This is a genomic window from Clostridium sp., from assembly GCF_050717515.1.
Lineage (GTDB): Bacteria > Bacillota > Clostridia > Clostridiales > Clostridiaceae > Clostridium_AD.
In genome coordinates this window covers 171,470-198,094 of the sequence record NZ_JBOITL010000025.1, presented here as the reverse complement: position 1 = coordinate 198,094, position 26,625 = coordinate 171,470, and the positions used below count along the sequence as shown (strand labels likewise).

At 28.3% G+C, this 26,625-nt stretch carries 26 protein-coding genes; 6 read left to right on the top strand and 20 right to left on the bottom strand.

Annotated features, from left to right (window positions below; all coding sequences use genetic code 11):
* Positions 1-544: 544 nt before the first annotated feature.
* From ACREV6_RS10435 to ACREV6_RS10395, 9 genes are all read right to left on the bottom strand, one after another.
* Entirely contained in the window at positions 545-2,914 is a 2,370-nt protein-coding gene (locus tag ACREV6_RS10435) for a glycoside hydrolase family 31 protein (protein WP_431577949.1), read from the bottom strand.
* Positions 2,915-3,318: 404 nt separating this feature from the next.
* Positions 3,319-3,924, bottom strand: coding sequence for a GNAT family N-acetyltransferase (locus ACREV6_RS10430; RefSeq protein ID WP_431577948.1), 606 nt, complete (start codon positions 3,922-3,924; stop codon positions 3,319-3,321).
* Positions 3,925-4,349: 425 nt separating this feature from the next.
* Positions 4,350-4,532: a hypothetical protein gene (locus ACREV6_RS10425; protein ID WP_431577947.1), complete on the bottom strand. Its 183-nt coding sequence runs from the start codon at positions 4,530-4,532 to the stop codon at positions 4,350-4,352.
* Positions 4,533-4,562: 30 nt separating this feature from the next.
* Positions 4,563-5,000, bottom strand: coding sequence for a hypothetical protein (locus ACREV6_RS10420; protein WP_431577946.1), 438 nt, complete (start codon positions 4,998-5,000; stop codon positions 4,563-4,565).
* The gene (locus ACREV6_RS10415; RefSeq protein ID WP_431577945.1) at positions 4,982-5,737 is read right to left on the bottom strand and encodes a HipA domain-containing protein; all 756 of its coding nucleotides are present in this window, start codon (positions 5,735-5,737) and stop codon (positions 4,982-4,984) included. The genes ACREV6_RS10420 and ACREV6_RS10415 overlap by 19 nt, the downstream gene beginning before the upstream one ends.
* A gap of 312 nt (positions 5,738-6,049) precedes the next feature.
* Positions 6,050-8,065: an FtsX-like permease family protein gene (locus ACREV6_RS10410; RefSeq protein WP_431577944.1), complete on the bottom strand. Its 2,016-nt coding sequence runs from the start codon at positions 8,063-8,065 to the stop codon at positions 6,050-6,052.
* Positions 8,065-8,820 (bottom strand): ABC transporter ATP-binding protein, encoded by a 756-nt coding sequence (locus ACREV6_RS10405; protein ID WP_431577943.1) that lies wholly within the window; start codon positions 8,818-8,820, stop codon positions 8,065-8,067. The genes ACREV6_RS10410 and ACREV6_RS10405 overlap by 1 nt, the downstream gene beginning before the upstream one ends.
* A 76-nt stretch (positions 8,821-8,896) precedes the next feature.
* Positions 8,897-9,895 carry a sensor histidine kinase gene (locus tag ACREV6_RS10400; protein WP_431577942.1) on the bottom strand — a complete coding sequence of 333 codons (999 nt, stop codon included), beginning with the start codon at positions 9,893-9,895 and terminating at the stop codon, positions 8,897-8,899.
* Positions 9,882-10,550: a response regulator transcription factor gene (locus ACREV6_RS10395; RefSeq protein WP_431577941.1), complete on the bottom strand. Its 669-nt coding sequence runs from the start codon at positions 10,548-10,550 to the stop codon at positions 9,882-9,884. The genes ACREV6_RS10400 and ACREV6_RS10395 overlap by 14 nt, the downstream gene beginning before the upstream one ends.
* Positions 10,551-10,638: 88 nt before the next feature.
* Here ACREV6_RS10395 and ACREV6_RS10390 point away from each other — a divergent pair, with 88 nt between their 5' ends.
* On the top strand, positions 10,639-10,848 hold the full coding sequence (locus ACREV6_RS10390; RefSeq protein ID WP_431577940.1) for a hypothetical protein: 210 nt from the start codon (positions 10,639-10,641) through the stop codon (positions 10,846-10,848).
* Positions 10,824-11,294 (top strand): hypothetical protein, encoded by a 471-nt coding sequence (locus ACREV6_RS10385; RefSeq protein WP_431577939.1) that lies wholly within the window; start codon positions 10,824-10,826, stop codon positions 11,292-11,294. The genes ACREV6_RS10390 and ACREV6_RS10385 overlap by 25 nt, the downstream gene beginning before the upstream one ends.
* Before the next feature lie 131 nt (positions 11,295-11,425).
* Here ACREV6_RS10385 and ACREV6_RS10380 read toward each other — a convergent pair whose 3' ends face one another.
* From ACREV6_RS10380 to ACREV6_RS10365, 4 genes are all read right to left on the bottom strand, one after another.
* Complete coding sequence (locus ACREV6_RS10380; RefSeq protein ID WP_431577938.1) at positions 11,426-11,806, bottom strand: hypothetical protein; 381 nt, start codon at positions 11,804-11,806, stop codon at positions 11,426-11,428.
* Between the two features lie 772 nt (positions 11,807-12,578).
* A complete protein-coding gene (locus tag ACREV6_RS10375) occupies positions 12,579-13,265 on the bottom strand; it encodes a hypothetical protein (RefSeq protein WP_431577937.1) in 687 nt (228 codons plus the stop codon).
* Positions 13,262-13,909, bottom strand: coding sequence for a hypothetical protein (locus ACREV6_RS10370; protein WP_431577936.1), 648 nt, complete (start codon positions 13,907-13,909; stop codon positions 13,262-13,264). Before ACREV6_RS10370 ends, ACREV6_RS10375 begins: the two co-directional genes overlap by 4 nt.
* Positions 13,910-13,911: 2 nt before the next feature.
* Positions 13,912-14,826 carry an ABC transporter ATP-binding protein gene (locus ACREV6_RS10365; RefSeq protein WP_431577935.1) on the bottom strand — a complete coding sequence of 305 codons (915 nt, stop codon included), beginning with the start codon at positions 14,824-14,826 and terminating at the stop codon, positions 13,912-13,914.
* 202 nt (positions 14,827-15,028) lie between these two features.
* Here ACREV6_RS10365 and ACREV6_RS10360 point away from each other — a divergent pair, with 202 nt between their 5' ends.
* Together ACREV6_RS10360 and ACREV6_RS10355 are read left to right on the top strand one after the other, a co-directional pair.
* A complete protein-coding gene (locus ACREV6_RS10360; RefSeq protein WP_431577934.1) occupies positions 15,029-16,405 on the top strand; it encodes a sensor histidine kinase in 1,377 nt (458 codons plus the stop codon).
* 53 nt (positions 16,406-16,458) lie between these two features.
* Positions 16,459-17,187, top strand: coding sequence for a LytR/AlgR family response regulator transcription factor (locus ACREV6_RS10355; protein ID WP_431577933.1), 729 nt, complete (start codon positions 16,459-16,461; stop codon positions 17,185-17,187).
* 65 nt (positions 17,188-17,252) lie between these two features.
* On the opposite strand, the gene ACREV6_RS10350 is transcribed toward ACREV6_RS10355, so the two are convergent.
* The 4 genes from ACREV6_RS10350 to ACREV6_RS10335 form a co-directional block, all read right to left on the bottom strand.
* Positions 17,253-18,014, bottom strand: a complete 762-nt coding sequence (locus ACREV6_RS10350) for a YdcF family protein (protein ID WP_431577932.1) — start codon at positions 18,012-18,014, stop codon at positions 17,253-17,255.
* Between the two features lie 220 nt (positions 18,015-18,234).
* Positions 18,235-19,428: an SLC45 family MFS transporter gene (locus ACREV6_RS10345; RefSeq protein ID WP_431577931.1), complete on the bottom strand. Its 1,194-nt coding sequence runs from the start codon at positions 19,426-19,428 to the stop codon at positions 18,235-18,237.
* Between the two features lie 37 nt (positions 19,429-19,465).
* The gene (locus tag ACREV6_RS10340; protein WP_431577930.1) at positions 19,466-20,194 is read right to left on the bottom strand and encodes a glycerophosphodiester phosphodiesterase; all 729 of its coding nucleotides are present in this window, start codon (positions 20,192-20,194) and stop codon (positions 19,466-19,468) included.
* Positions 20,195-20,384: 190 nt separating this feature from the next.
* Entirely contained in the window at positions 20,385-21,281 is an 897-nt protein-coding gene (locus ACREV6_RS10335) for a DMT family transporter (protein ID WP_431577929.1), read from the bottom strand.
* A 405-nt stretch (positions 21,282-21,686) separates the two neighbouring features.
* Between ACREV6_RS10335 and ACREV6_RS10330 the strand changes: the two genes are divergently transcribed.
* The gene (locus ACREV6_RS10330) at positions 21,687-22,241 is read left to right on the top strand and encodes a hemerythrin domain-containing protein (protein ID WP_431577928.1); all 555 of its coding nucleotides are present in this window, start codon (positions 21,687-21,689) and stop codon (positions 22,239-22,241) included.
* Positions 22,242-22,292: 51 nt separating this feature from the next.
* Here ACREV6_RS10330 and ACREV6_RS10325 read toward each other — a convergent pair whose 3' ends face one another.
* The 3 genes from ACREV6_RS10325 to ACREV6_RS10315 are packed head-to-tail and all read right to left on the bottom strand — an operon-like array spanning position 22,293 to position 25,808.
* The gene (locus ACREV6_RS10325; RefSeq protein WP_431577927.1) at positions 22,293-23,648 is read right to left on the bottom strand and encodes a TldD/PmbA family protein; all 1,356 of its coding nucleotides are present in this window, start codon (positions 23,646-23,648) and stop codon (positions 22,293-22,295) included.
* Positions 23,649-23,659: 11 nt separating this feature from the next.
* The gene (locus ACREV6_RS10320; RefSeq protein WP_431577926.1) at positions 23,660-25,045 is read right to left on the bottom strand and encodes a TldD/PmbA family protein; all 1,386 of its coding nucleotides are present in this window, start codon (positions 25,043-25,045) and stop codon (positions 23,660-23,662) included.
* A gap of 52 nt (positions 25,046-25,097) precedes the next feature.
* Positions 25,098-25,808: a class I SAM-dependent methyltransferase gene (locus tag ACREV6_RS10315; protein WP_431577925.1), complete on the bottom strand. Its 711-nt coding sequence runs from the start codon at positions 25,806-25,808 to the stop codon at positions 25,098-25,100.
* A 311-nt stretch (positions 25,809-26,119) separates the two neighbouring features.
* Here ACREV6_RS10315 and ACREV6_RS10310 point away from each other — a divergent pair, with 311 nt between their 5' ends.
* Positions 26,120-26,533, top strand: coding sequence for a hypothetical protein (locus ACREV6_RS10310; RefSeq protein WP_431577924.1), 414 nt, complete (start codon positions 26,120-26,122; stop codon positions 26,531-26,533).
* Positions 26,534-26,625 lie beyond the last annotated feature (92 nt).

Genomic DNA, 26,625 nt, shown 5'->3' with positions numbered 1-26,625 from the left:
ATATTCATAAATAATATTATCCTCCTCTTAATCTAACAAAATATAATCTTTGAATTATATATATTACACTAAATCTACTACATTCTACCTTTACTCTTACTGCTAAAGATTTTGTGATACACTTGGTTAAATGTAAGATTCATAGTGAAATCTATAGTATATACTATTACTATTTGTGCTATTGTGTTACAGAAAAAACGGGTAGAAAATAAAGAATCTATAGTTTATTCTGCAATGAATAAATGATCTTAAATATAAAAAATAGGAACATAAGATTTACTCTTATGTTCCTATTTTTTAATGTTAACATCAACTTCTAATTTTTATAAATGTATTTTTTTATATAATAATCTTTCACATATGTTTAAATAAAAATAATATGGCTAAACTATTAAATGTTAAGTGAATTTTATTTTATTCTCCTAACAAATAAACTTCATTTTCTAAGTTCACTCAGTTATACTAGCTCATATTCTCTAAAAGCTCTTTCAAATAGTAAAAACCCCAAGGTTGCTTGGGGTTTTTACTATTTGCTTATGCCTTATTATCTTATGGATATCTTTGAGTTTTTAGCTGAAATTACAAATGTGGTTTTTTCAAACTCATCCTTATTAATGTTAAAATCAATTGCTTTTCCATCTACTAATATTTCTCTAGCAATAAAATTGTTAATATTAAATGTAAAGCTTTCATAAGTTGTTTTATAATTATTATGAACATTGTCTATATTTATAATTACCGCTTTCTGTGACTCTTCCATAGTAAATTCATATAAATTATATTCTCCATCCTTATATTTAAAACTTTCACCATCATCTCCATAATGAACATATTTCCCTTTACCTAAATACACATCAAGTATAAGGTTTTTATTCTGAGCCTCACCTACATAACTTTGTGGCTCATAACTCGGAATTATGCTACCAGCCTTAATATATATTGGACATACGTCAAGAGGAGTTTCGCGAAGTATATATTTTTCTCCTTCTATAACTTCTTTTGTCCAGTAATCTATCCAAGTTCCTTGTGGTAAATATACAGTTCTTGCTTTTTGACCTTGCTCTAAAACCGGTGCCACAAGAATATTCTCACCAAACATAAACTCATCATTTATTTCATAAGTTTTTTCATCCTGCTGATAATGTAACATTAAAGCCCTCATTACTGGAAGCCCTGTATTCTCTGAAGTCCACATCAAATCATAAAGATATGGAAGTAGCTTATATCTTAATTTTATATATTTTCTATTTATATCCTCAGTTGTTTTATCAAAAGCCCATGGTTCCTGATCTCTTGTATGAATTGCTGAATGATTTCTAAACAATGGGGTAAAGCACCCTACCTGCACCCATCTTGATAGAAGTTCTGCTGTGCAGTCAGAACTAAACCCGCCTACATCAGTGCCACAAAACGTAATCCCACTAATCCCTAGATTCATAAGCATAGGAAGAGACATTCTAAGGTGCTCCCAAAAACTTTGATTGTCACCTGTCCAAGCAGTAGAATACTTTTGAGTACCTGCATAACAAGCTCTTGTTACAACAAAAGGTCTTTTTCCTGTGTGTTTTTTTATCCCTTTAAATGTAGCCTTTGACATAAGATGTCCGTACACATTATGAATTTCTGTATGGTCGCTAAGTCTACCATCATTATCAAACATAACATCATCTGGCAGTGGTCCTCTAAAACTAGCAGGTTCATTCATATCATTCCATATACCTTCTACTCCAGCATCCATCATGATTTTTTGATTTTCACTCCACCACTGGCGAACTTCTGGTTTTGAAAAATCCGGATATAGTGAATCTCCTGGCCATACTTCATTTACATAGGGATTTCCATCCTTATCTGTAGCAAAATAATTATTTTTAATACCTTGATCATATATACTGTAGCCCTTATCTTTTTTAACACCAGGATCAATTATTGTAACAAGTTTAAATCCCATTTCTTTAAGTTTTTTTATCATTAATTTAGGCTCTTCAAACTTCTCTTTATCCCAGGTAAATACTCTATACCCATCCATATAATCAATATCTAGATATAGTACATCACAAGGTATATCTTTTTTTCTAAAGTTTTCTGCAATCTCCATCACTCTACTTTCTGATGCATAACTCCATCTACACTGTTGATAACCTAAAGTCCATTTTTGTGGCAGTGGTGTCTTGCCTGTAAGATAAGTATATCTATCTAGTATATCTGTAATCTTTGGTCCTGCTATAAAATAATAATCTAGATTGCCATCGTTTGCACCAAAGTAATAGTAGTTAGAATTTTCCTTACCCATATCAAAGTTAGATTTAAAAGTATTATCAAAAAATATTCCAAAAGCTTGTTTCTCTTTTAGAGTAATGAAGAAAGGTATAGATTTATAAAGAGCTTTATGACTTTCTACATGTGGTGATGGATCATCAGTATTCCACATTTCATATTGATAGCCCTTTTTATTTAAAGGTCCTGTTTTATCTCCAAAACCATAAAAGTACTCATTTCCCTTCATAGTCTTAATCACTTCGATTTTATGTAAATCGTAATTGTTTTCTGTTTTATGTCCTTCTCCCTCAGCAATACTACCATTACCCCGCCTTATGAAGGGTTCTCTGCTACCTCTATAGTCTTCACAAAGTGCTATACCGTTTACATCAAAAAAATCTACTTTAAAGTTATCATATACTAAAACCTTTACAGCTTCTGTATGAATTTCTATTCTATCCTCATACCCAATTACTTTTATATCACAACTTTGAGTTTTCTCACCTTCAATAGCTCTTGAAAAATGTTCCTCTCTTTTAAAAGCTGCAAATATATTTATTATATAGGGAGATATTACTTCTATTTCTCCTATTCTCTTTTCAAAACTTATTTTTATTTTATTTCCTAAACGTTCAAAACTTTTAATTTTTCCAAACATCCTGCATACCTTCTTTCCTATAAAATCATATTTTAATAGCTTAAGTCATCTTCAAAAAATATCTGCGGCATGATTGACTTGTTATTTTTTCTGATGCTTAATCACTTATATAATAATTTATTCCTTGCTTTAAGTCTATGGATTTTGAATTTTCTATAAGTATGCACAAATTCTATATATTAAATTTGTGCATACTTATAGAACAAAATCATATATAGCTTGCTACTCAAGTATTTTATTGGTGTTTTATTGTAAATATAATTTAATTGCAATTGTATATCTCAATGGTGACTTGTTGAAATCAATATAAAAAAGTATCTTAAGAAAAGATACTTTTTTATATGAAGAGCCTAATTAATTATTTAAAAATGAAGTATGATTTTTATAATTAATTAGCTATTTTTTTATAGAAATTCCCTTAATGAATCCTGACTACTAATATATTTCCACCTAAATTCATCCTCCAAAATACTCATGGTCATTACATCATAATACTTGTGGTTGAAAAACCATCCGTCTCTTTTGATTCCTTCTTTTTTAAATCCTGTTTTTTCATATACATGAATGCCACGTTCATTATAATCATATACTTCTAATTCTATTCTGTGTAAATTAAACATTCCAAATCCATAATGTAAAGCTAAAATTAAGGCTTCACTACCGTATCCTTTGTTAAAGTCTTCTTTTCTATTGATCAAAATTCGCATGCTACCACTTCTATTATTTCTATAAATATCATTAATAACAACTTCACCAACCATTTTATTTGTTTCTTTCGAAAAAATTAAAAAATCAACCCTACTATTATCAGACGATATATTTTCCACAAAATTTTCAAGATTTGATTTACTAAACACTTGTTGTGTTCCAGTAAAAACCGTTACCTCAACGCTAGACTCTTCAAACATTTCCCAATATTTTTCAATATGTTCTTTACCTTGTTTTTTTAAATAAACTAAATTACCACTTAATTCTAAAAAATTCCTCATTTTTAGTGCATTGTTGTCCATATTTCATTCTCCTTTCAATATCTAGCGCATAAATTTATAAACTTCTTTTATAAAAAAAATCTTTATGTTAACTTTATCGCAGTTATAGTTTTAATGCGCAATAAAATTTTAACATTAATGTAATTATACTGAAAGCCCATAAACAGGTATATATCAAACTTGAGCACTATGAACTAACATAAAAAATGCTTTGTTATAAAATGATTATTTAATAACAAAGCATTTTTATATTTATCTTTTCCTTATATAATCCCATAAGTAATATTCCTAATAACTTTATTATTATCTAAAATTTTAAACTCACTTGGATATGCTTTTGCTTCAAAAGGTATTGGAGTTTAATTTATTCTATTATGTTCTGCTAAATATCTTAAATGAACCTCTTCATATTTTTCCCCTTTACTTAACCAAAAATAATCTTCTAATCACATCGCTCTAGTTTTTCTGCATAACTGCCAAAAATCATAATCAATTAATCCCATGGCTTTTAATATCTCATCAATATTGGCTCTCTCTTTTGGGACAACTCTATCCTCAAGCCAAAACACAATATCATCATGAGAAATAAAAAGCACAAGTAGATTTAAATCTAAATCCACTTGAACCATGATATCCCTATATAAAAATATGAACCCACCTTAATTTTTTAAAAAATATTCTTCTGTTAATAAATCATCCCTAACAGAGTTAGTAAATTTAATATGACATTTTATATAAGTTTCTTTACTATTTCTTCTTACCCAAAAAGTATCCAAAAAACACATTCCCTTTGCTTTTAAAAACAATTCCCATTCATCCCAAAATTCCATATCATAATATTTAAGATATTTACTCAAATTCATCCGATTATATGGTATTATCCTATTAACTATAAATTCTCTAATAACATCACTTTGTACTTTTATTTCTTTAAACTCAAACAATCCATAAAATTCTGCTGGATATAACTTTAAATCATTAATTTCTTTATTTCGCTTAAAACTATATTCTTCTGACACTATATCATAGGACAATTGTCCTAAAAAATAATCTTTATTCATAAGCTCTACTGTTTCAATTACTGATTTGGGAAGCATCTTTTAACCTCCTTTATTCTTTCTCTCAACAATTGCAAAATAAAATCCACTCTTTTTCCACTAAAATGCTCTTTGTACTTATCTATTATTTGCTCAAAATCAATATCAATATTTAAACTATGTTTATCTACTAGTCTTAATTGTTTTTTATTGCTACTTTCAAAACATTTAGCATAGTCCGCGTCTAATAATAAATCATCCATGCCTTCATTTATTAAATCCTCTTCATCTAAATGTGAACCTAAAGATAATCCATTGTCATAAATAGGTGCAAATCTTAATTTATCATCCTTTTCAAGAAAAGCAAAATTTTTCAAATGCCTGTCTGTATTATTTACAATATAATCAAAAATAATCATATTATTTAAATTTATCTTTATTTCAGGAAAAGTTTCAACTAATTTATTATATAAATTTTCTCTAGCTATACCAAGTATTCTCATCAGTCTGTTGGCACTATAAAATCGTTCTTCTTCTTCATTGTAAAACCATTTAGAAACTGAAACCAATCTACCATTTCTTTTTTCTAATGTATATTCTGCACAATCTATCCCCATTAATTTTGCCAATTCATAGCAAATACATTCTGTTACTGGTTCCAATATTGAACTTTCTTTTTCTGTGCTACCTCTTCCTGACTTCACCAAATACTTATGATTTCCTCTAATTATAATGTATTTTTCATAAACACCAAGCGATGAACTATTTATAAAATTCCTTATATTTTCGGTTTCCACTTTTTCTTTCACCTCACTCTTCACTACACGTACATATAATCTTTACTTCCTATATTCTTTATTATAACCATAATTCTATATTGAAACAACATACGCGGTTTAAAATAACTCAAAGTAATAAGTATATTATATCTAGTGTAAACATACCTTTACACTCAGTTATATTTCCTTTATAATACAAGTTAAAATAGCATAAGATTTACAAGTTACACGGCAAACTATAAATGCAATTGAGGAATTGTTGTTTTATTCAGAAAAATCAAAGGTGGAATGACTATAAAAAAGTGCTGAAAACAAATCATAAAAACAATACTATCCAACTACTTCCCTAATGTACCTCCCCCTTGTAATAAAGAAAGCTACCATTTGTAAAACTATATAAGCTGCAAAAACGCAAAGTGATTTATTAAACATATACTCCCCATTTGCTGCAACTCCAAATGCTATTGATAAAAAATATGCTATTAAACTAACAGCCAAAACTACTGGAGTAAAAAATATTATTGCAAGTTCTTTTGCTAAAACCTTTGATATCTCACTATCTGTCATGCCCAATTGAACCAGTTTTTTCACTCTTTCCTTTTCTTCATCAACACCAGTTAACACCTTAAAATATAATACAACTCCACTGGATATTAACAGCATCATTCCTAAAAATAAACTTGAGAAAAGCATAAAACCATTTTCTCTTATATTTTCTTCTAAAATTTGCTGTTTAAATTCCGGTTTTAAAGATTCATCTCCGTGATTCACTCTCTTTAGTTCACTTGAAATACTATTAAAACTTTTATAATCTTTAGGGTCTTTTAAATTAATCAAATGGTCGCACGAAACAACCTTTGGTCCTAACTTTTCTTTTACTTTTTTATAATCTTCATCATTAATTATAAGAGCTGTTCCCATTGAATAGGCTAATGAGTAAGAATCGTTAGTAAATTTGCCTTTTGTGTATTTCATTTTATTTTTTTCAACATATATATAGCTATCCTTATCCATATTAGCTAAAAAAGCCTCTTTACTTATATTCTTATCTTTTTCAAACTTAGCAATTTGTTCCTTTTGTTTAGATAAATCATTGAAATTAATAATTACGTCACTATCTTCATATTTACTATCTGTAGCAGAGTTACGTACCTGCACTAGTTCGCCAGTATTTACAACCAAATTTGTACCCATATGCTTATTGTAATTTTTCTGGCTTATGACAGCAATATTTCCGTTTTCCGTAACCCTGCCTTCATAAACTCTGTATTCCATAAGATCTATGCTTTCTAAAAGTTTATGCTGCTTTATTTCTCCACCACTGGCTTTTACTATGTTTTTAAGCTCCTTGTCTGATATTTTGTTAAGCACAGTATTTTCCATAAATCTAATATCATAAGGATACCTAGCGTTTATGTTTGTATCTATTGTGGCATATATACTATATGTCATGCTTATTAAAGTAATAGCTGCTGCTGCCAATATGAAAACTAAGTAAATAACACTTTTATAAGATGTAAACTTATGCTGCACACTAGATAATACTAAAAGATTATTATTGTATGTCTTTTTAAAATTCATAAGCACTCTATTTACCATAGATATTAGTGATCCTATTATAAAATAAGGTGCTATTATTGTTGTTATAATAATTATGAGCATTGCTCTTTCACTTTCTTTAAATATTTCACGCCTCATTACTTTAGGAAAAAGAATCAATACCGTTATTAACGCTATTGAAGCTACTCCCCCAATTATATATTTACCCTTACCTATCCCTGCTTTAGAAGAGGATTTTATAAGTTCTATTATTGATAGCCTTCCTACAAATATCAGTTGAAATATTGAATTTATCAAGAAAATAATTAACGCTATAACTAAACACATAATGTAAGTCTTTATATTTAGGCTAGGTTTAAAATTGTCAATCCAAAGTATTTTACCTATTATCATATAAAATAGCCTAGAAAACAAGGTTCCAACTATCATACCTGTTACCAGCGACGCAAACAGTATTAGAATATTTTCAATAAATAATATCTTCCTTAAATCCCTAGTAGTAACCCCTAAAGTCAGATATACTCCAAATTCTTTTCCCCTATACCTTATAAAGGATATAGTTGTATAAGAAATAAAGACAATTGAAAATGCAATCATGAGCACCAACGTAGCATTTACGTTATCCGTTAAACTATTCGCATTAGAACCTTCTATAAATTCCTTACTAAACACTAGACTACCATACATTAGTAGAACAGCAATAATAAAACTATTAGCTATAAAATAAGCTATATATTTCTTAAAATTAAACTTAATGTTCTTTATGATTATAGAAGAAAAAGTCATTATTTCTCCCCTCCTATAACACTTTGTGCTTCTAGAATTTTATCAAAGAATTTGTTTCTATCACCATCTGATGTTATTTCTAATCTTATAGCCCCATCCTTTATGAAAATTATTCTTTTACAGAAAGATGCTGCAAAGGCATCATGAGTTACCATAATTACTGTAGCGCTTTTCTCCTCATTCATATTCTTAAAAGTTGTCATTATACTTTTTGAAGACTTTGAATCCAAATTACCTGTTGGTTCATCAGCAAATATAACTGAAGGTTCACATATGAGTGCTCTAGCAGCCGCTGTTCTTTGTTTTTCTCCACCTGATATATTATAAGGGTACTTTTTCTGCAACTCTTCTATCCCTAAGTACTTCATAATATCTTTAGCTTTTCGGTCTATTTCTCTTGGATTAACTCTATCTATTATTAGTGGAAACGCTATATTCTCTTTAACACTTAAGCTATCTAAAAGATTAAAATCTTGAAATATAAAGCCTACCTTTCTTCTTCTAAATAAAGCTAGCTCATCCTTTTTCATTTTAATAATATCCTGTCCATTAATATGAACTTCTCCTGAGGTAGCTTTATCTATACCCGATAATATATTTAATAGTGTAGTTTTTCCACTTCCACTAGGTCCCATTATCCCTATAAACTCACCCTTATCCACATTAAAACTTACCTCATTAAGTGCTATAACTTCCTTTGCGTCTTTAAACGCATTATAAACTTTAGTAAGTTTTTTAATTTGTAATATTTCCATATAAATCCACTCCTTTATTGTAGCTTAAGTATAAATCTAATGTCCCAATTCTCTAATTGAAAAACATTACTTAACCTTACAATTTTGAAAGGTAGCTGATTTCTACTATAGTTCCTTCTCCTACCTTAGACTTTATATGAATTTCATGACCTAATTCATCAGCCACCAGCTTAACCATATATAGCCCAATTCCTGATGACTTCTTATTATTTCTACCATTACTCCCAGTAAAAAAAGCCTGAAATACTCGCGATATATCTTCCTTCCTTATACCTATACCTTTGTCTTCTACACATAATGTTATGTAATTACCCTCCTGTTTTAAACTAAATGTAACGTAGCTATTTTCTTTTTCTGAATACTTTATTGCATTAGCTATTATCTGCTCTAACATATATTTTGACCACTTTTTATCTGTGTATATATTATATTTTTCATCTATAATAACCTTAGGGTATACCTTACTATATATAAATTCTCTTTTTTTATTATTAACAGCAGTATTTACCAGATCCCTTAGATTAATTTTCTCTGGAATATAATCTTTTGCAAATTCATCTAATCTAAACAAATTAAGAGTTTCTTCCAAGTTATCCTCCAGCTTCTTATTCTCTTCTATTATGTCATCAATAACATTGCTACTACCTAACTCTTTTAACCCTTTTTCACAAGCCAAATCTATAACTGTTATAGATGTTTTCATATTATGCACCCATTGAGCCATAAGGGTATCTCTTTCCTTTATCCTATTTTGCATCTTATAAAACTTGTTTATATAGCTATCATGTATTTCATTAATAGCTTCAAAAACTTCTTTATTACTATCAGATTTCCCCTTATAATTGGGACTTTTTTTAGCTTCATCAAGGCTTATATAGAAATTGTTATACTCAATAGTTTTATAAATAATAAAAATAATTAAGAAAAATAGACTTACAGTTATAGGATATATAATTTCTCTACTATTAAATATTAAATAATAAAAGCTCACTAAAACTCCCGCATTTAGTAAATATATTATTATGGAAATTTTTTCTTTTTTCAAAACCATTAACACTAATTTAGTTAAACACATATCCCACTCCTCGTTTTGTTACAATTGAATTTTCAGCTTTCAAATCTTTAAGTTTCTTTTTAACCCTAGTTATATTCACCGTTAAGGTATTGTCATCAATAAAAGCCGTGTCATCCCATAATGTTTCCAGTAATTCTTCTCTGGTTATAACCTTTCCATCATTACTCATAAATAACTTTAGTAGCTTGTATTCATTTTTACTAAGCTCTACTATCTTTTCTTCAAACATTAACCTCATACTATCACTATTCAAAGTTAGTCCGCCAACATTAAATTCTTCAGTAGCAACTACATTATTTGTTCTTCTCAGCACAGCATTTACCTTTGCCAGTAATATCCCCATACTAAAAGGCTTTGTTACATAATCATCTGCCCCTAGCTCCATTCCTCTAATTTGTTCCCCCTCCTCGCTTCTAGCTGAAACAATAATTACTGGAACCTTGGATTTATTTCTAATTATTTTTAAAAAATAAAAACCATCAAAGGTTGGAAGGTTAATATCTAATATTATAAGATTAGGGTCTATGCTCTGTACATCTTCTAATACATTCCCGAAGTCATTTAAGAGAATGGTGTCATATTCATAGGCATTTAAATATTCTTGCATATACTTTTTAAGTTTCAAATCATCTTCTATTATTAAAATTTTGTTCATATTAAATCTCCTAGTTTTATATTTATAATTCTAATTATACCATTTTATTCTATGTGTATTTATTTTCTTTCTAGCATTCTCTTCCGAAATGCATGACAAAATTGAAACTGCAAAGGCATTGTGGAAGAACCTTTTTGAAGCGGCTATGAGTTATGTTGATTATGATAAAAGAGGCTATGATGATTTATTCGATTATTTTGATGAGTATGTAAAGTTTGAAGAGCTTATATTTGCATCAGATTCTTTTTATAGAGACCATACTTTGCATTGTCTTTGGGTATATTTTTTAGGGGAGTAAGTGCTAAATATCAAATTGAAAATTTAACTGATTTTTCAGATTTCCTTATTTTTATAGATGAAATAGAGGAATTTTCAAGAATATCAAGAGCAAACCAAAATAGACAATATGTAAATGAATTTTGTAAAACAGATATTTCTGTGGTGGATGGATGGTTTCAAATAGATTTTATTTTTGACAATGAGAAATTAGAAGATTTAGACCCAGAATTTGCATTTAAAAGCAGATGTAAAAGGTTCCTAAGTTTATTCAGAATTTCAGCTATTACTGAAGGTTTAAAAATAAGATTAAGGTGCATAGCATCTCTTTCTTATGATGACAATGTCTATACTTTGGAAATAGCCAATAAATATGCCAATATAACTATAAATGGAGAAGAACAAAATATACCTAGATATTTAAAGTCAAAGGTATTCTACACAAAAGAAGAATATATGAATTTATAAACTTTGAAACCATAAAAATAACCAGCTTACTATGAACTAAATAAGTTGGTTACTTTATAAATAGAGTATGTATTTGGAATGAATTAAGATAATAGGAAATCTCAAATAGATTTCATTGACGGAAGATAACTTCATTGTAATTTCATTCTTGTAATTTCTTTATAGTAAGTAATACTTCTAGCTTCGTCACTAGTAATCAAATTATCAACAAGTAATATATTATCGATATCCACCATCTTAAAAGCTTTAGTGTTTTGATTATGTGCATCGCAGATTTTAAGGCTTAAATTCTTTCCTTGTTTATCACCTGTCTTAATTAGAAATAATACATTTTCCTCTGAATCAGAAAGATCTTTAAAGATATTAAAATCTTCATTTATAAGTAAAGACTTAATTACATCTTTTCTTAAATCTTTCTTTATGATTGCTATTGTGTCATCATGTTTAATGAGATACTCCGAAATAAAACCTACTAATTCTTTTTTTGATTGAAATAATTGTGTGTTTGACATTTATATTACCCCCTAAATTTCTAAAGTAAACCATATACTTTTATACATTGTATTGCATCTTAATGCATAAGTCAATAGTTCATTTTAGTATATTCTAAACATATTACAATTCATAAAGCTTAAATACGTTGTTTGAAGAATAATATAATAGCTTTTAAATTAGCCTCTGATGAATATAGTCGTATAAATATTCATATACATATGCATGTTATCTTGTTTTAAAATCAAGTTATAATTGCTTGTATTTTTCCAAAATATCTGTTTGAATTCACATTTTTTTAATCGCATTATACATATATTAGATAAATTTATATAAGGGATAATGCAAATTAAAAAATCCCTAATATTAAATATAGGGATTTCGTAATAAATTATTTTCCTATCTCTTCTTTTTATTGCCGAAAATTATATTTACAAATAATTTTATTAGATATAATGCGGATAAAATTATTAGTAACCTTTCTGATACTTCTTCAAAAATTTGAAAAGTCATAATATTAATTATTAATCCTATATTAATGCACCAAAACAGTATTTTTATTGCTCTAATTTTTTTCAACTCCTCTATAAGTGCTTTTTATCAGTTGCATAATTTCGGATAAAACCGTCCATTAATTTTAAATTTATGAATTTTTTATTGAAAAGCTCGTTTTTGTCGTGTATATAATCCCTAGAATATATACACGACATGTTATTTTTTTCAAAAAAATCTAATATTAAAACAAACTCTTTTTTCAAATTAATACTCTTATTAAAACTAAACATATCTACATCACTCACTTATTATATTTTCATCAACATCAATATTATTTATGAAACTTTGAGTATTGATTATTAATCTTTCTTTATTCCCATTTTTAAACAGCATAAAAGATATTGTCACTAGTAATATAGTTGCAACAAGCACTATTATAAGCACATTAAATGTAACATTCAATATATCGCCTTTTATTATAAAAACAAAAGCAACTAAAACATTAATTCCTGCAAAAACTGAAGAGAAATATTGTTTGCTTTTACTGTAATCTGACAAATGTAAAGTTGAAGCCAAAAGCATTCCAAACGTAAAGAATATTCCTGAAACATTTAAAATTATGCTTAATATGCTTAATCCTTGAATTAAATTCAACGAATGTAATGTAAAAATAAAAATTGCTAATGTAATTTCTGCATAAACAAATGCTACAACTAATGTAAATAAGGCATTTGTTACCCAAATTTTTTTAAGAGTTATGGGCGTAGCTAATATGACCTCAGAAAATATTAAATCTTCCATAGAAAAAAATAACATAGTACATATTCCAGTAAATATATATGGGAAAATTACCACAATAGATTCTATGTTTATTTGTCGATAGTAGAATAGAGGTAGAATTATAAATGGATTTATAAAAAAAATAAATACTTTTAACTTGCTAGTTGTTATAATCTTTATTTTTCTCCATAAGATAGCACTCATCGTTTTATACTCCTTTCAACTATATTTTCATAAACACAATTTTGCAATATTTTTTTTGTAAGCAAGTGCGAAATCAAACCTACCATAATTATTATGCTTAACTGAAATTTTAAAGTATGATCTACTATATAAGTAATATTCACTATAATAAACATAAGCATTTGTAGAACAATAATTAAAGATTTACATTTTTTTAAATAAATAGTAGCTATGGTTCCCAATAATATTATAAAATATTTTAATGAAATTAACAAAAATATAAATGTCACAAAACTTATTATATTGAAATTCAAACCCAAGGGCACTATTATCAAAATTCCAACTATTAGTAATACGAATTGTATAACCATTTTAATAAAAATACATATTGCTTTACTAAATATAATTTCTTCTAAACTCAAAGAAGTTGCTAGATATATTTCCATGTTATTCATGTCAATATTATTCATAAATGTGTCTATCATTGAAGCCATCATAGAAAAAATTACTATATTACAACAAATCAAATGGATATTAGTTATAATATCCTTATTATTGAATATAAAAAAATAAGAAATTGCAAGAAAAATGCACATATTGATAATGATTTTTTTGTAATTTAAAAATTCCTTCCATAAAAAAACATTCCAAACTTTTGATTTCATGTTTATTCTCCTATGATATCTAAATATATATTTTCTAAATTTTTATTTTCCTTTTTTAATTCTAATATAATTATATTCTTTTTAGAAAACCATTCGAATAACTCAAAATCATCTTTTTTAAGAAATATATTTAGAGTATTTTCACTAACAATAACATTATCTACTTCCTCTAAATTTTTTAATTCTTCGATCCATGCTCCAATTTTTTTTACTTTTACAATATAAATTTCTTTTTGATATTTACTTCGTAATTGTTCTAGATTTCCATCTTCAATAATTTTACCTTGATTTATAAATGCAACATGATTTGAACATCTTTCCACTTCATCTAGATTATGTGAATTAATAAAAACTGTACAGTTTTTTTGTGATAGTTCTTGTATAATTTTTCTAATTGTCCACATACCATCTAAATCCAATCCTCTTAACGGTTCATCTAAAATAATAAGTTTTGGCTCATTTATAAGACTCCTTGCAATAGCAAGTCTTTGTTTCATCCCTCTAGAAAAAAAGATCACTTTATTTGATTTTTCGTCATGCAATTTTACTAATTTTAACAATTTGTCGATTTCAGATTGTCTTGTTTTAGCGTCTATTTTACTTTTATAAATTCTAAAAAAGAATTCTAAATTTTCTTCTGCAGTTAAATCTTTAAATAATCCTATATTATCTAGAACGAACCCTATATTTTCCTTTACTTTATTAAATTCATTACTTTTTACATCTACACCATTTATTGTAACGAATCCAGTATCACTCTTGTATAAATTTAATAATATTCTAATTAATGTTGTTTTTCCTGCTCCATTAGGTCCAACAAGTGAAAATACCTCTCCTGATTTTATATGCAAACAAATATTACTTAATATTTGTTTGCCATCTATACTCTTATTTAAATCTTTTATTATTATTTCCATCCCTACCCCACCTTTCATACTCAAGTTGCTTCTGATTTATTTCTTAACGCACCTTACATGCTAATGCTACCACTACTTTGAAACAAAACTATACAAAAGTCTCATAATGTATAGTTTCTGTCATAAACGCAATGTTTTTAATTTTAAATATTTTTATAATTTACAATTTGTGTTATAATTATCTATAAAAGGGGAATTTTTTATGGTATATATAATGTTTAACTCATTAACCTCTGGGTTAATGTTTACATTTATTTCATTTAATTTAAATTCAGTAAAACTAAATTATAAAGATTTCGCAGTATTAAGCATAATCAATTCCTTAATAACATTATTAGCGCTTATAGTAAATGTCTCTTTAGGTATACCATTAATTTTTATATTAAATTTTGCATATTTGTTTTTTAAAAATAGAAAAGTAATAATTAATATAATAAATATAGTATTATCTATATTATTGTTTTTAACTATTGATCTCCTATGTGGATATTCCTTCTTAAGTTTATTTAAAATATCAACGAAAGAATTATTTACGAATAAAATTCTTTATGCCATTTTACTTTTAACAGTTTTCACAGTATGTTTTTTATTAAGTAAATTAATAGGCTCCCTTATTAAGCGGATAAACTTTCTTGAATATTTGGATAATGCAAACATAAAACTAACTATCTTAGTTTTAACTAATATAATTACTGCCGGTATAGTACTGTATATTCTTGCAATGATAAATAGATTTGTAAACACAAGCAAATTTGTAGTTATTTTGAATATTTTCCTATTTGCAATCTATTTTATATCTACTATAAGCATAACGATTTTTTATGGCAATTATGTGAAAAAAGATATTTTATATAAGCACAGGCAAGAAGATCTTAAGCAGCTAAAAGAATATACAGATAATCTTGAATATATAAATAATGAAATGAGAAAGTTTAAGCATGATTATGTAAATATAATATCAACTATAAATGGGTATGTTGTCGAAAAAAACATTAATGAACTAGAAAAGTATTTTACTGAAAATATAATTCCCCTAAGTAAAAATACACAAAGTGAAAATACTAAACTTGGACTTTTACAGCATATAAAAGTTACAGGTTTAAAAGGATTACTATCTTCTAAAGTTGTACAAGCTCTCAGTAAGAAAATTGATGTGTTCATAGATATAGCTGAAGATATTGAAAGAATTGATATGGATATTATAGACCTTTGTAGAATTATAGGCATTTTATTTGATAATGCTATTGAATCAACTATTAATTGCAATGAGTCTAATATAAAATTTGGTATTATAAACAGAAAAAATTCTGTAGCTGTGGTTATTATAAACTCTTGTGAGATTAATACTCCACCTATATATAAAATGTTTGAAAAAGGTTTTTCAACAAGAGGAAGCAATAGAGGCTTAGGTCTTCTGAATGTTAAGGAAATATTAAATAAGAAATATACTAATGTTTTCCTAAACACCTCTATTGAAAATCAAATATTTAAACAAGAATTAATAATTAAATTTAAAGACATTTCAAAAGAGAACTTCTCTACTTATGAAAGTATATCTAATTATAATTACAACGCATAAAAACTTACATATATAAAGTAAGATAAAATTCACTTTATAGAAGGGGCGATGTTATGTTAAAGGTTGTTATATGTGAAGATAATAAAAATCAACGTGAAGAAATAACCCAAATAGTAGAAAATGCAATCCTTATGGAAGATTTTGATATGGAACTTGCTATAGCATCACAGTACCCAAAAGAAATATTAGATTATATGGAAAACAACAAAGACATGATAGGAATATATTTTTTAGATGTATCTTTACATGCATCTATGAATGGTTTACAATTAGCTGAAAAAATAAGAGAATTAGACCCTAATGGCTTTATAATATTCATAACAACTCATTCTGAAATGAGCTTTTTAACCTTTGAATATAAAGTAGAGGCTATGGATTATATTCTAAAAGATAATTATCAAAACATTAAAGAACGAGTAAACAAGTGCATACAAAAATCTAATAATCTTTACTACTCTAAAAATAATAATACTGATAAATTCTTTACTGTAACTTGTGATGATTCCGTTTTAAATATTAAATATAGAGATATATTATTTCTTGAAACTTCAGAGCAAATACACAAGGTTAGAATACACGCACAAAATAAACAGGTTGAATTTTATGGTACCCTAAAGGATATTGAGAATACATTAGATGACAGATTTTATAGATGTCACCGTTCTTTTATAGTAAATAGAGATATGATAAATAGGATTGATAAAAAAGAAAGAATAATATATATGATAAATGGAGAGCAATGCTTTGCTTCTACTAGATATATGAGAGGGCTTATGAAATAATTTTTTCTATTTGAATGTAGCTATATTTGCTTAACAAATACAGCTACATTCTTTTGTATTAATAATTATCTATCAAATATAAACGAATTTATCACTGCTAAATACTCACGAACAAAGCAAGTAGGCACTAGCATTGGATGAAGCGCAGCTGGATATCCATATACCTTTAATCCCTGCCTTTTTGCTAAAAATTTAGCTCTAAACATATGAAAATTATTTGTTACAATAGTTACTTCTATATTTTCACTCTCCTCTAATGCTTGCAAAATATCTGTTGTGAATTTCATGTTTTCTAAAGTGCTGGTTGATTTTTCCTCCTTTATTATCTGCTTCTCCGCTACTCCATGTTTTATTAAAAATCTTTCCATAGCTTCTGCTTCAGTAATACTTTCCCCTGAACCCTTCCCCCCAGATACTACTATCTTAACCTTAGGATTGATTTTAATATATTCTAGGCTAGCATAAAGCCTTTGATATAGTGCCGTTGACGGAACTTCTCCTCTAATTCCTGCCCCTAGAATCACTAGGTAATCACTTTTATCTGTATGCTTTGATATAGCTGATTGAATTATGCATGCTTCAATAACTGCAAAGGAAGCTAGTCCTATAAAAAAACATATCTTTATTGCTGTTCGAGTCCTGCCTGGTCTTATTAAAATATATTCACTTTTACTTTTACGTTTAATTAATCCTAGTGTTATTAATAATACTCCAAGGGCCAGATAAAACTCAGCAAAAGTTACTCTTCCTCCAAATATTATTGTTCCTATAAAGTAACCTTCACATAATATGCCTAAAACTAAATATACATTACTCTTATTTTTCATAATTCCCCTAGCCTCTCCTGTTTTAAATAACAATTTTATTTATATAATATCATTATTTTTTATATAGACGGTGTCATAATTATGACAATTTAAATTAAAAATTTCAAATAATCCATATTTTTTAACTTTTTTAATTTCCTATTAAATAAAAAGAATGCATTGCACAATTATATTTCGTACCTACATTCTTTTTTCCAAATATATTAAATTCATGTATTATCTAACCTAGGGTTTCAACTTTTACCTTATTAATAAATATTATAGCTATGAGAAAAAATATAGCTCCATAAAAAAACATATATTTATAACCTAATAAATCGATTATAAAACCTAAAAGTGGTGGCGATATTATAGCTGCTACAGAGGCTGTAAGATAGTAAAGCCCAGTAAATGTGCCAATTTTTCCTTTTGGAGCCATATCTGTAACAAAAGGATAAGAATTTATATTAATTAGTGCCCAGAAAAATCCACATATTAAAAACATTCCTCTAATATATAGAATATTTCTCATAAAAGCTATAATTAAAAAACTAACTACAATACCCACTATTCCAGCTGTAATTGTTTTTTTCTTTCCAAACTTAGTTCCCAAAATCCCTGCTGGAATTGCAGATATCAAAAATGCAATTGAAATGAAGGTAAATGAAAATGCTGCTGCGCTTGTCTTTATTCCTAAATATTTCTCACCATACAATGTAAATAATGTCTCAACGCCTGCAAACCCAATAAACCAACTACATATAGCTAATAATAAAAACAGTACACTCTTGTTTTTTACAGCTTCCTTTATGCTTCGTACAAAGCCATTATTTACTTCTTCATCTTTTTCATAATGTTCTACATCTCGTCTCTCCTTTATAGAATTAAAAAGTAGAATAAAAGAAAAACACATTAATATGGCTGCAAGATAAAATGGGTATTTCTGGTCTACATCCCATAGCTTAGAGCCTACAATATATGCTATAACCGATCCTATTCCACCCATTAAATTTATTATACTATTTGCCTTACTTCTATTTTCCTTTGCAGTTATATCCGGCATTAGAGCTACAACAGGCGATCTGAAGATACTCATAGAAAGGTTCATAAGCACTATGAATGTTATTAACATAGGCAAATTTTTATAATTTGCCACAAGTATTATAAACACTACAGCTAGTGGCATCCCTACCATTATGAAAGGCATTCGTTTTCCGTGTTTTGTATCAACCTTATCACTTAATATTCCAACTGCAGGTTGCAAGAACAGTGCAAAATAATTATCAATAGTCATAATGAACCCTATTATCGTTGTACTACTTATAAAATTGCTTAATATTTTAGGAACAAAAGCATTATATATAGACCAAGTAACACTAATTGCAAAAAAGCCTATTCCCAGTAAAAAAACCTTTTTATAATCCAGTTTTTTCATAATCCTCCTTGTGGTGCTCTGGAGCACGAAACAATTATTAATTGTTGTCTAACATTATTTTATTGAGAATATCTGGACAATTTGTGATAATACCATCAACTTTCATATCTAAGAAAAATTTCATTTTCTCTTCATCATCCACAGTAAACACATTTATTTGAGTCTTATGCTTTTGGGTTTGCTTTATTACTTGTTCATTTATTGCATGAAAATATGGATGAATAGCATTTGCTCCAACAGTGCTTGCATAATTATATGGCTTATAAATCCCTTCCATATATAGTACTCCTGTATTAATTCCCTTAGAAATTTTATTACACATAGCTATAGAATAGTGATTAAAACTAGATAAAATAACTTTACGATTTATTTTATGCTTATAAATTAGATCAATAAGTTTTTGTTCAATATCTTCATATAATACTATTCCATTTTTAATTTCAAAATTAATAATAATATCTTTATCCAAAGTTAGGTAAATTAACTCCTCTACTGTAGGAATTTTAATCCCTGCAAACTCCTCACCCATCCAAGAACCAGCATCTAACTTATTTAATTCCTTATAGGTATAGTCTGCTACAAATCCCTCTCCATTAGTTGTCCTATTAACCATCTCGTCATGAATAAGTACTAACACACCATCCTTTGTTAACTGCACATCTGTTTCTATTCCTGTAGCACCCATTTCTAAAGCCTTTTTAAAGGAAAGCATTGTATTTTCCGGGTAATATGCACTTGCACCTCTGTGTGCGTAATTAATTGTCATAACATCAACTCCTTTTCGAAATATTCTTTTTTTTGTAAATTTACTTGTGAAGTAGTCAGCCTTTAGCTAAAGTACTATTTATACTTAATAAAGTATAAGTCAATTATATCATCAATATTCCTTATTTTGCTTTATTTATTGTTAAATTATTGAATTTAATTTTTCAATACTAAAATCCCTAGATTCAACTTTAGATAAACAATAATGCAACTCCTCCTATGGTTATAGCTGCTCCCAATACCTCTTTTGCTGATACTTTTTCTTTAAATACAATTATAGAAATTGGTATAATTAAAATACGGGAAACTGAGGAAATTGTAGAAGCTACTCCTGTAGATATGTATTGCACAGCTAATAATGATAAAGACACTCCTATGAATGGACCGAAAAATGACCCTATAGAAATGTATTTTAGGGCTTTAAAATTTTTCATTGCTAGAGCTAAGTTACTCCAATTCTTCCTTAATGTAATTATTATTACAAAAGCAACTGTAGCTGCTATAATTCGAATTTGAGTTGCAGCAAAAGCATTATAATTTCCCATTCCTAATTTGCTAAACACCATGCCTACAGCTTGTCCTATTGCACCAATAAATGCATAGGAAATGCCTTTTAGTGGATGAGATAATTTTACTTTTTTCTCCTTAGATCCTTTCACTAATATAACAAGAAATATTCCACCCATAGTTATAAACATTCCTAGGAAATCTAAAACTGTAAGTCTTTCACCTAGAATAAAAAAACCAATTAATGCTGTTATTGGTGGAACCACCGCCATAATCAATAAGGATATCCTTGATCCTATAAGGACAAAGGCTTCAAACAAAAATAGATCTCCTAAAACGAATCCTATAACCCCAGAAACACTTAACCATAACCACGTATTTATTGAAGCATCTAGTGGCAAAAACATACCTCTCGTAGTGAATGTAAATATCCCTATTAAGAAAAATGCTATAATAAGTCTTATGAAATTTACAGAAAGTGAACCTACTCTTTTTCCAGCTGCTTCAAAAGCAATAGGCGTTATTGTCCAACAAATAGCCGTAACAAAAGCCGCTACTTGTCCTATATTCAAATCAATCATGTCTATCCTCTCCATCCATTATTTATATTTTAAGAATATCATATTATTTTCCAATAATCACTATATTTCTTCGTTACTCGAAATACTTTTATTTAAAACTTTTACATTTTAAAACTAATATTTAGGACTATAAAACTAACTATACATATTCATCTAAATTATGCAAAAGCTAATATTAAAATACAGTTAATAACAATATATCCTTTTTGATATTATGTAGCAAGTAGCATTTACTTTCAGATTTTTGTATGATATATTATTAATTAATAATAATTATCAATTTTAAGATATTTATATAATATACTTTTTGGGTTAAACTAAAGTATAGATGTTTATAATTTTCTTATAAACAGCTAAAACTAAGTTTACTTAATCCATAAAATATTAATTTTAGGAGGAACTATTATGAATGCTATAGAATTAATGATGGAAGAACATAAAATTATAAAAAGAATGTTAGTCGTGGTTCGCAAATTCTCTATTAAAGTACTTAACAATGAAGAAGTGGATTATAATGACTTTAATATTGTTATTGATTTTGTTAGAAATTATGCAGACAAACACCATCATAATAAAGAAGAGGTCATTCTCTTCAAAAAAATGAGTGAAGTTTTAGGTGAGAGAATAGCGAATGGTCCTATTATGGGCATGCTAGTTGAACATGATTTGGGTAGACTTTTTATGAGCAATCTAGAAGCAGCCTTAGTTAAATTTCAATCTGGCGATAATGACTCAAGAGTAGATATAATTGCCAACGCTATAGCATATACCGACTTACTTCATAGACACATCGACAAGGAAGATACCGCCATTTATACTTTCGCACAAAAAAGATTAAGTAAAGATCAGCTAGCAGAAGTAGATACATTATGCTTGGCCGTAGAAACTGAGGCTACAAAAAATAGTCTTCAAGATAGATATATTAACATATTAAGTGAATTAGAAGCTAAAATAAAGTAGAAGGTAATTGTGGACAGCTGTAAGCTGTCCACAATTACTTTCTACTTTTACCTAAAGACCTGCAACTGAAATTTCCCTTATTAAAACGCAGGGGCTACCAAAACATGATCCTGATCTTGGTATTCCTAGTTTAAAGTCACATCCGACCTCCAAAGTATCTTTCATCACTTCAAAATAGTTACCAGCTATAGTTATCTGCTCAACTGGTCTTATTATTTTTCCGCTTTCTACTAAAAAGCCTTTAGCTGCTAGTGAGAAATCTCCTGATATAGGGTTAGCTCCTGAATGAGTTCCCTGTACCTCGGTTATTATAATTCCATTATCTAAGGCTTTAATCATATCTTCATAGGATTTTATTCCTTTTTCAATATATAAAGTTGTAGGCGCAACCTTTATAGGCGCCGTGAAGGATGCTTTTGAGGCATTTCCTGTACTCTGTAATGTCTCCACTGTAGCAGTCTTAAGATTATGAAGTAATGTTTTTAGCTTCCCTTTTTCCACTATATTCTTACAATATGTAGCTACACCTTCTGCATCAAAAGGTGTACAACATAGACTCCCTTTTAAAAATGGATTATCAACTATTGTTAAACTCTCAGAAGCAATAGTTTCTCCTACTTTACCTTTTAATAGTGATAATCCCTTTTGAGTATTGTCAGCGCTAAATATTCCTCCAAAGGTTTGAAGAAATTCCGAAGATACTGAATTTTTAAATAATACTCTATATTTACCTGTTTTCACTGATTCTGCACCAAAGTAAGCTAAAGACTCATCTACACTTTCTCTTGCAATTTTTTTTATATCAAATTCCGCCATATCATTTGTAAATTTATATGCATAGGAATTATTAGTTTTTCCCTCCTTAGTAACAACGGGTTCCATAAATCCATATATGCCGTTTGCTTTAGTGCTAATGTCTAATCCTTTTGAATTTATTATTCTTCTTTCATTTTCTGTTGTTCCTAAAGAACATCCTCCTGTATTTTTAACATACTCACTGCATTTGTAAGCTTCATCCTCAAGCTCAATTGCAAGTTTTATCTTATTTTCAGGTGATATGCTGTTAATGTCCTCATTATATCCATTAAAATCCTCATATTTGTTGCTACCTTCAAAAATAATTTCTTTCTCTTCATTCTCAATAATTTGGGCATTTGCCTTTGCTTTTTCTACTAATAATTCTATTGCTTCATCGTCCATAATTTCTGTGTATGCATATCCCATTTTGCCTTCATAAATACCTCTAAAGCTTATACCCATAGTTTTATTTAAACTATATTTATCTACTTCCTTTTTAAATATTTCTATGTCTAAACTTTCTCCTGCTTCGTAATATATTTCATACTCGCTAAAGCAAGCTTCTTCAGCTCTTTTAAATAATTTTTCTGCAAATTCATTTAATAACATATAAATCCCTCCTATCTTCCACCTACTGTAATTTCTGATACCCTAATCATAGGCTGTCCAACATTTGTTGGTACACTTCCACTTGATGCGCCACACATTCCCTGACCATGCTTTAAATTTTTTCCTACCATATCAATATTAAGTAATATGTCTGATCCTTTTCCTATCAATGTAGCTCCTCTTACTGGGCTATCTATTTTACCATTTTTAATTAAATACCCCTCCACTACTGCAAAATTAAATTCTCCTGTTACAGGATTTACGGAACCTCCACCCATTTGTTTTGCATATAAGCCCTGTTGCATTGTGCTTATAATAGCATTTTCATCATCTTTACCTGGAGCAATAAAGGTATTAGTCATTCTTGAAGTTGGTGCAAACTTATAGGATTCCCGTCTACTACTTCCTGTAATCTCCATATTCATTCTTCTACTATTTAATTTGTCTATCATATATCCTTTTAGAATACCATTTTCGATTAATACATTCCTTTTAGCTGGAGTTCCTTCATCGTCAATATTTATTGAACCCCATAAATTTGGCATAATACCATCATCAATTGCCGTTACCTTGTCTGATGCAATCTTCTCTCCTAATTTGCCTGCAAATACCGAGTTGCCTTTTGCTACAGCTGCAGCTTCTAAAGCATGGCCACATGCTTCATGGAATATAACTCCACCAAATCCATTATCTATTACTACAGGCATTTTCCCTGCTGGACAAACTGCTGCATGTAACATAGTAACAGCTGTTTTACTAGCTTGTCTTGCTATTTCTTCAATATTAATAGCATGGAACATTTCAAATCCCATTGTTCTTCCTGGACCTTGGACACCCATTTGGTTTTCTACTCCATTACTGGCTACCGCTTGTATAAATGCTCTTGTTCTTATTCTTCTATCATTAGTTAATAAGCCTTCACTATTTGCTATTAAAACCTTTTGGTCCACGTCTCCATAATTTATGGTTACCTGAGCTATTTCACTGCTATAATCTTTAGCTGCAGTATAGGCTTTTTTCATTTCCACTACCTTTTTTAAGTTGCTAACAGTGGATGGAACATATAAAATCGGATGAATGTTTGAACATATTCTTTCTGTTAAGTTTATATCTATACTTTTTTCATTATTAATATTTCCTACAGCACAGGCCGCTTTGTAAGCTGTTTCTAATAAGGATTCGCGACTTGCATCATTTGTATATGCATATACACTATTAAGACCTTTAAATATTCTAATACCTATTCCAAACTCTCTTCCAGATACAGAATTATCTACTCTTCCATCAACCATTGATATATTATTTTTTACAGTGTCCTCTAAAAATAATTCTGAAAAATCCCCTCCTGTACATAAAGCTTTGCTTAATACTTCCTCGATTAATATTTTTGATAGCATGAAATATCACCCCTGTTTTTTAAATTTTCAATTAATCTTTAAATTCTTTTAATTATTTATTTCCCATAACAAATAATTCTGTAGCAAGGGACACCCCTATATTTGAAAGTCTTTCTTTAATAATTTGTCCCTGATCTTTATAACTTTCATATTGAGGAAAATCTTTAGTTTTCTCAACATAATCATCTACAGCTTTATGCATACCTTTTAATTCCTCGTCGCTCATTGGATTATCTTCTTCATAATTACATTCAAAATATATTAATTTTTCTAGTGTTAAACTATTACCAATATCTAATATTTCTTGTTTTTTTAGTGTTTTATTATGATATCCTCCGATCAAAGTCTGAATTTCTGCAATAAAGTGATGGAAATAAACATAGGTAAGTTGCGTTTTATTTTGATTATCGCAAAACATTTCTTGAAGTAAAAAATATCCACTTGGTTTTAAAACCCTTTTCATTTCATTAAGAACTTTTTGTATGTTTGGCAGATGATGTATAGAATTTGAAAGACATACTATATCAAAAGTGTTATCCTTAAAATTCAAATTTTCTGCATCCATTTTTATAAATTCTATATTTTCATCTTTAAATCTCTCTTTTGCCTTTTCCAAAGCAATATCATTCATATCTATACCTATTATCTCGGTGTAATCCTTTAAGTTTTCTTTAAGTAAATCGATAAATTCGCCTCTACCGGTGCCTACATCTAGAACCTTGCCACCATAAATATTATTTAAGACACCCTTTAATTTTTCCACATTATTCCTTCCTCCTTTTGTCTAGAGTAGATAATCCTACATTCAAATGTTAATTGTTTGATATATTTCTAATATTATACTCTTTCTCGCATAATTTCAACAATTTTGATTTTTTTATTCTAAATAATTTTTGAGTTACCACTAGAAAAAGCCTTAATATACGAAGAGCTTTGTATCATAGTAAATTTATGATATAATTGATTTATTGTCATTAGGCATCTTGAAAAAAATAACAAGCATTCACAATAGTTATTTTTTTCAAGATGCCTAAATTAATGACTAAATAAAAAATGTAAAGTGAGAAGATTAGAATGAGAAATGCAAAATTAGAAAGAGCAATAATTAGAATAGATAATGATATTGCCGCTATGAACATAGCTAAAAAATACTTATCAAATTTAGAAGAAATTAATGTTGTCCGAGATACACTAAATAACAAACGTCAGCTCCTGGCAGATGAATTGTATGCTGAGGATAAAAAATGTTATGAAGAATGCTGCGATGTTATAGAAGAAATGTTAGATAAAGAGATGGGAAAAGACGATCAAATAGAATTACTTGAAACCATAAAAGAAAGTTTCGGTAGACAAGCGCCAAATGCCAGTAAAAAAAGTAGTGGCCTTAATGCCTGGTTAAAACAGCTATGTATTGAATACACTTGGGTTAAAAATGAAGAAACTGATTGGGATACACTAGTTATTACTGGATTTGGGTTATATGAATAAGGCATGAATTTAACGTTTACTTTAAATTCATAGTGATAATTAAACACCATGTTGAGATAATTCAACATGGTGTTTAATTTGCATTAAGCCAA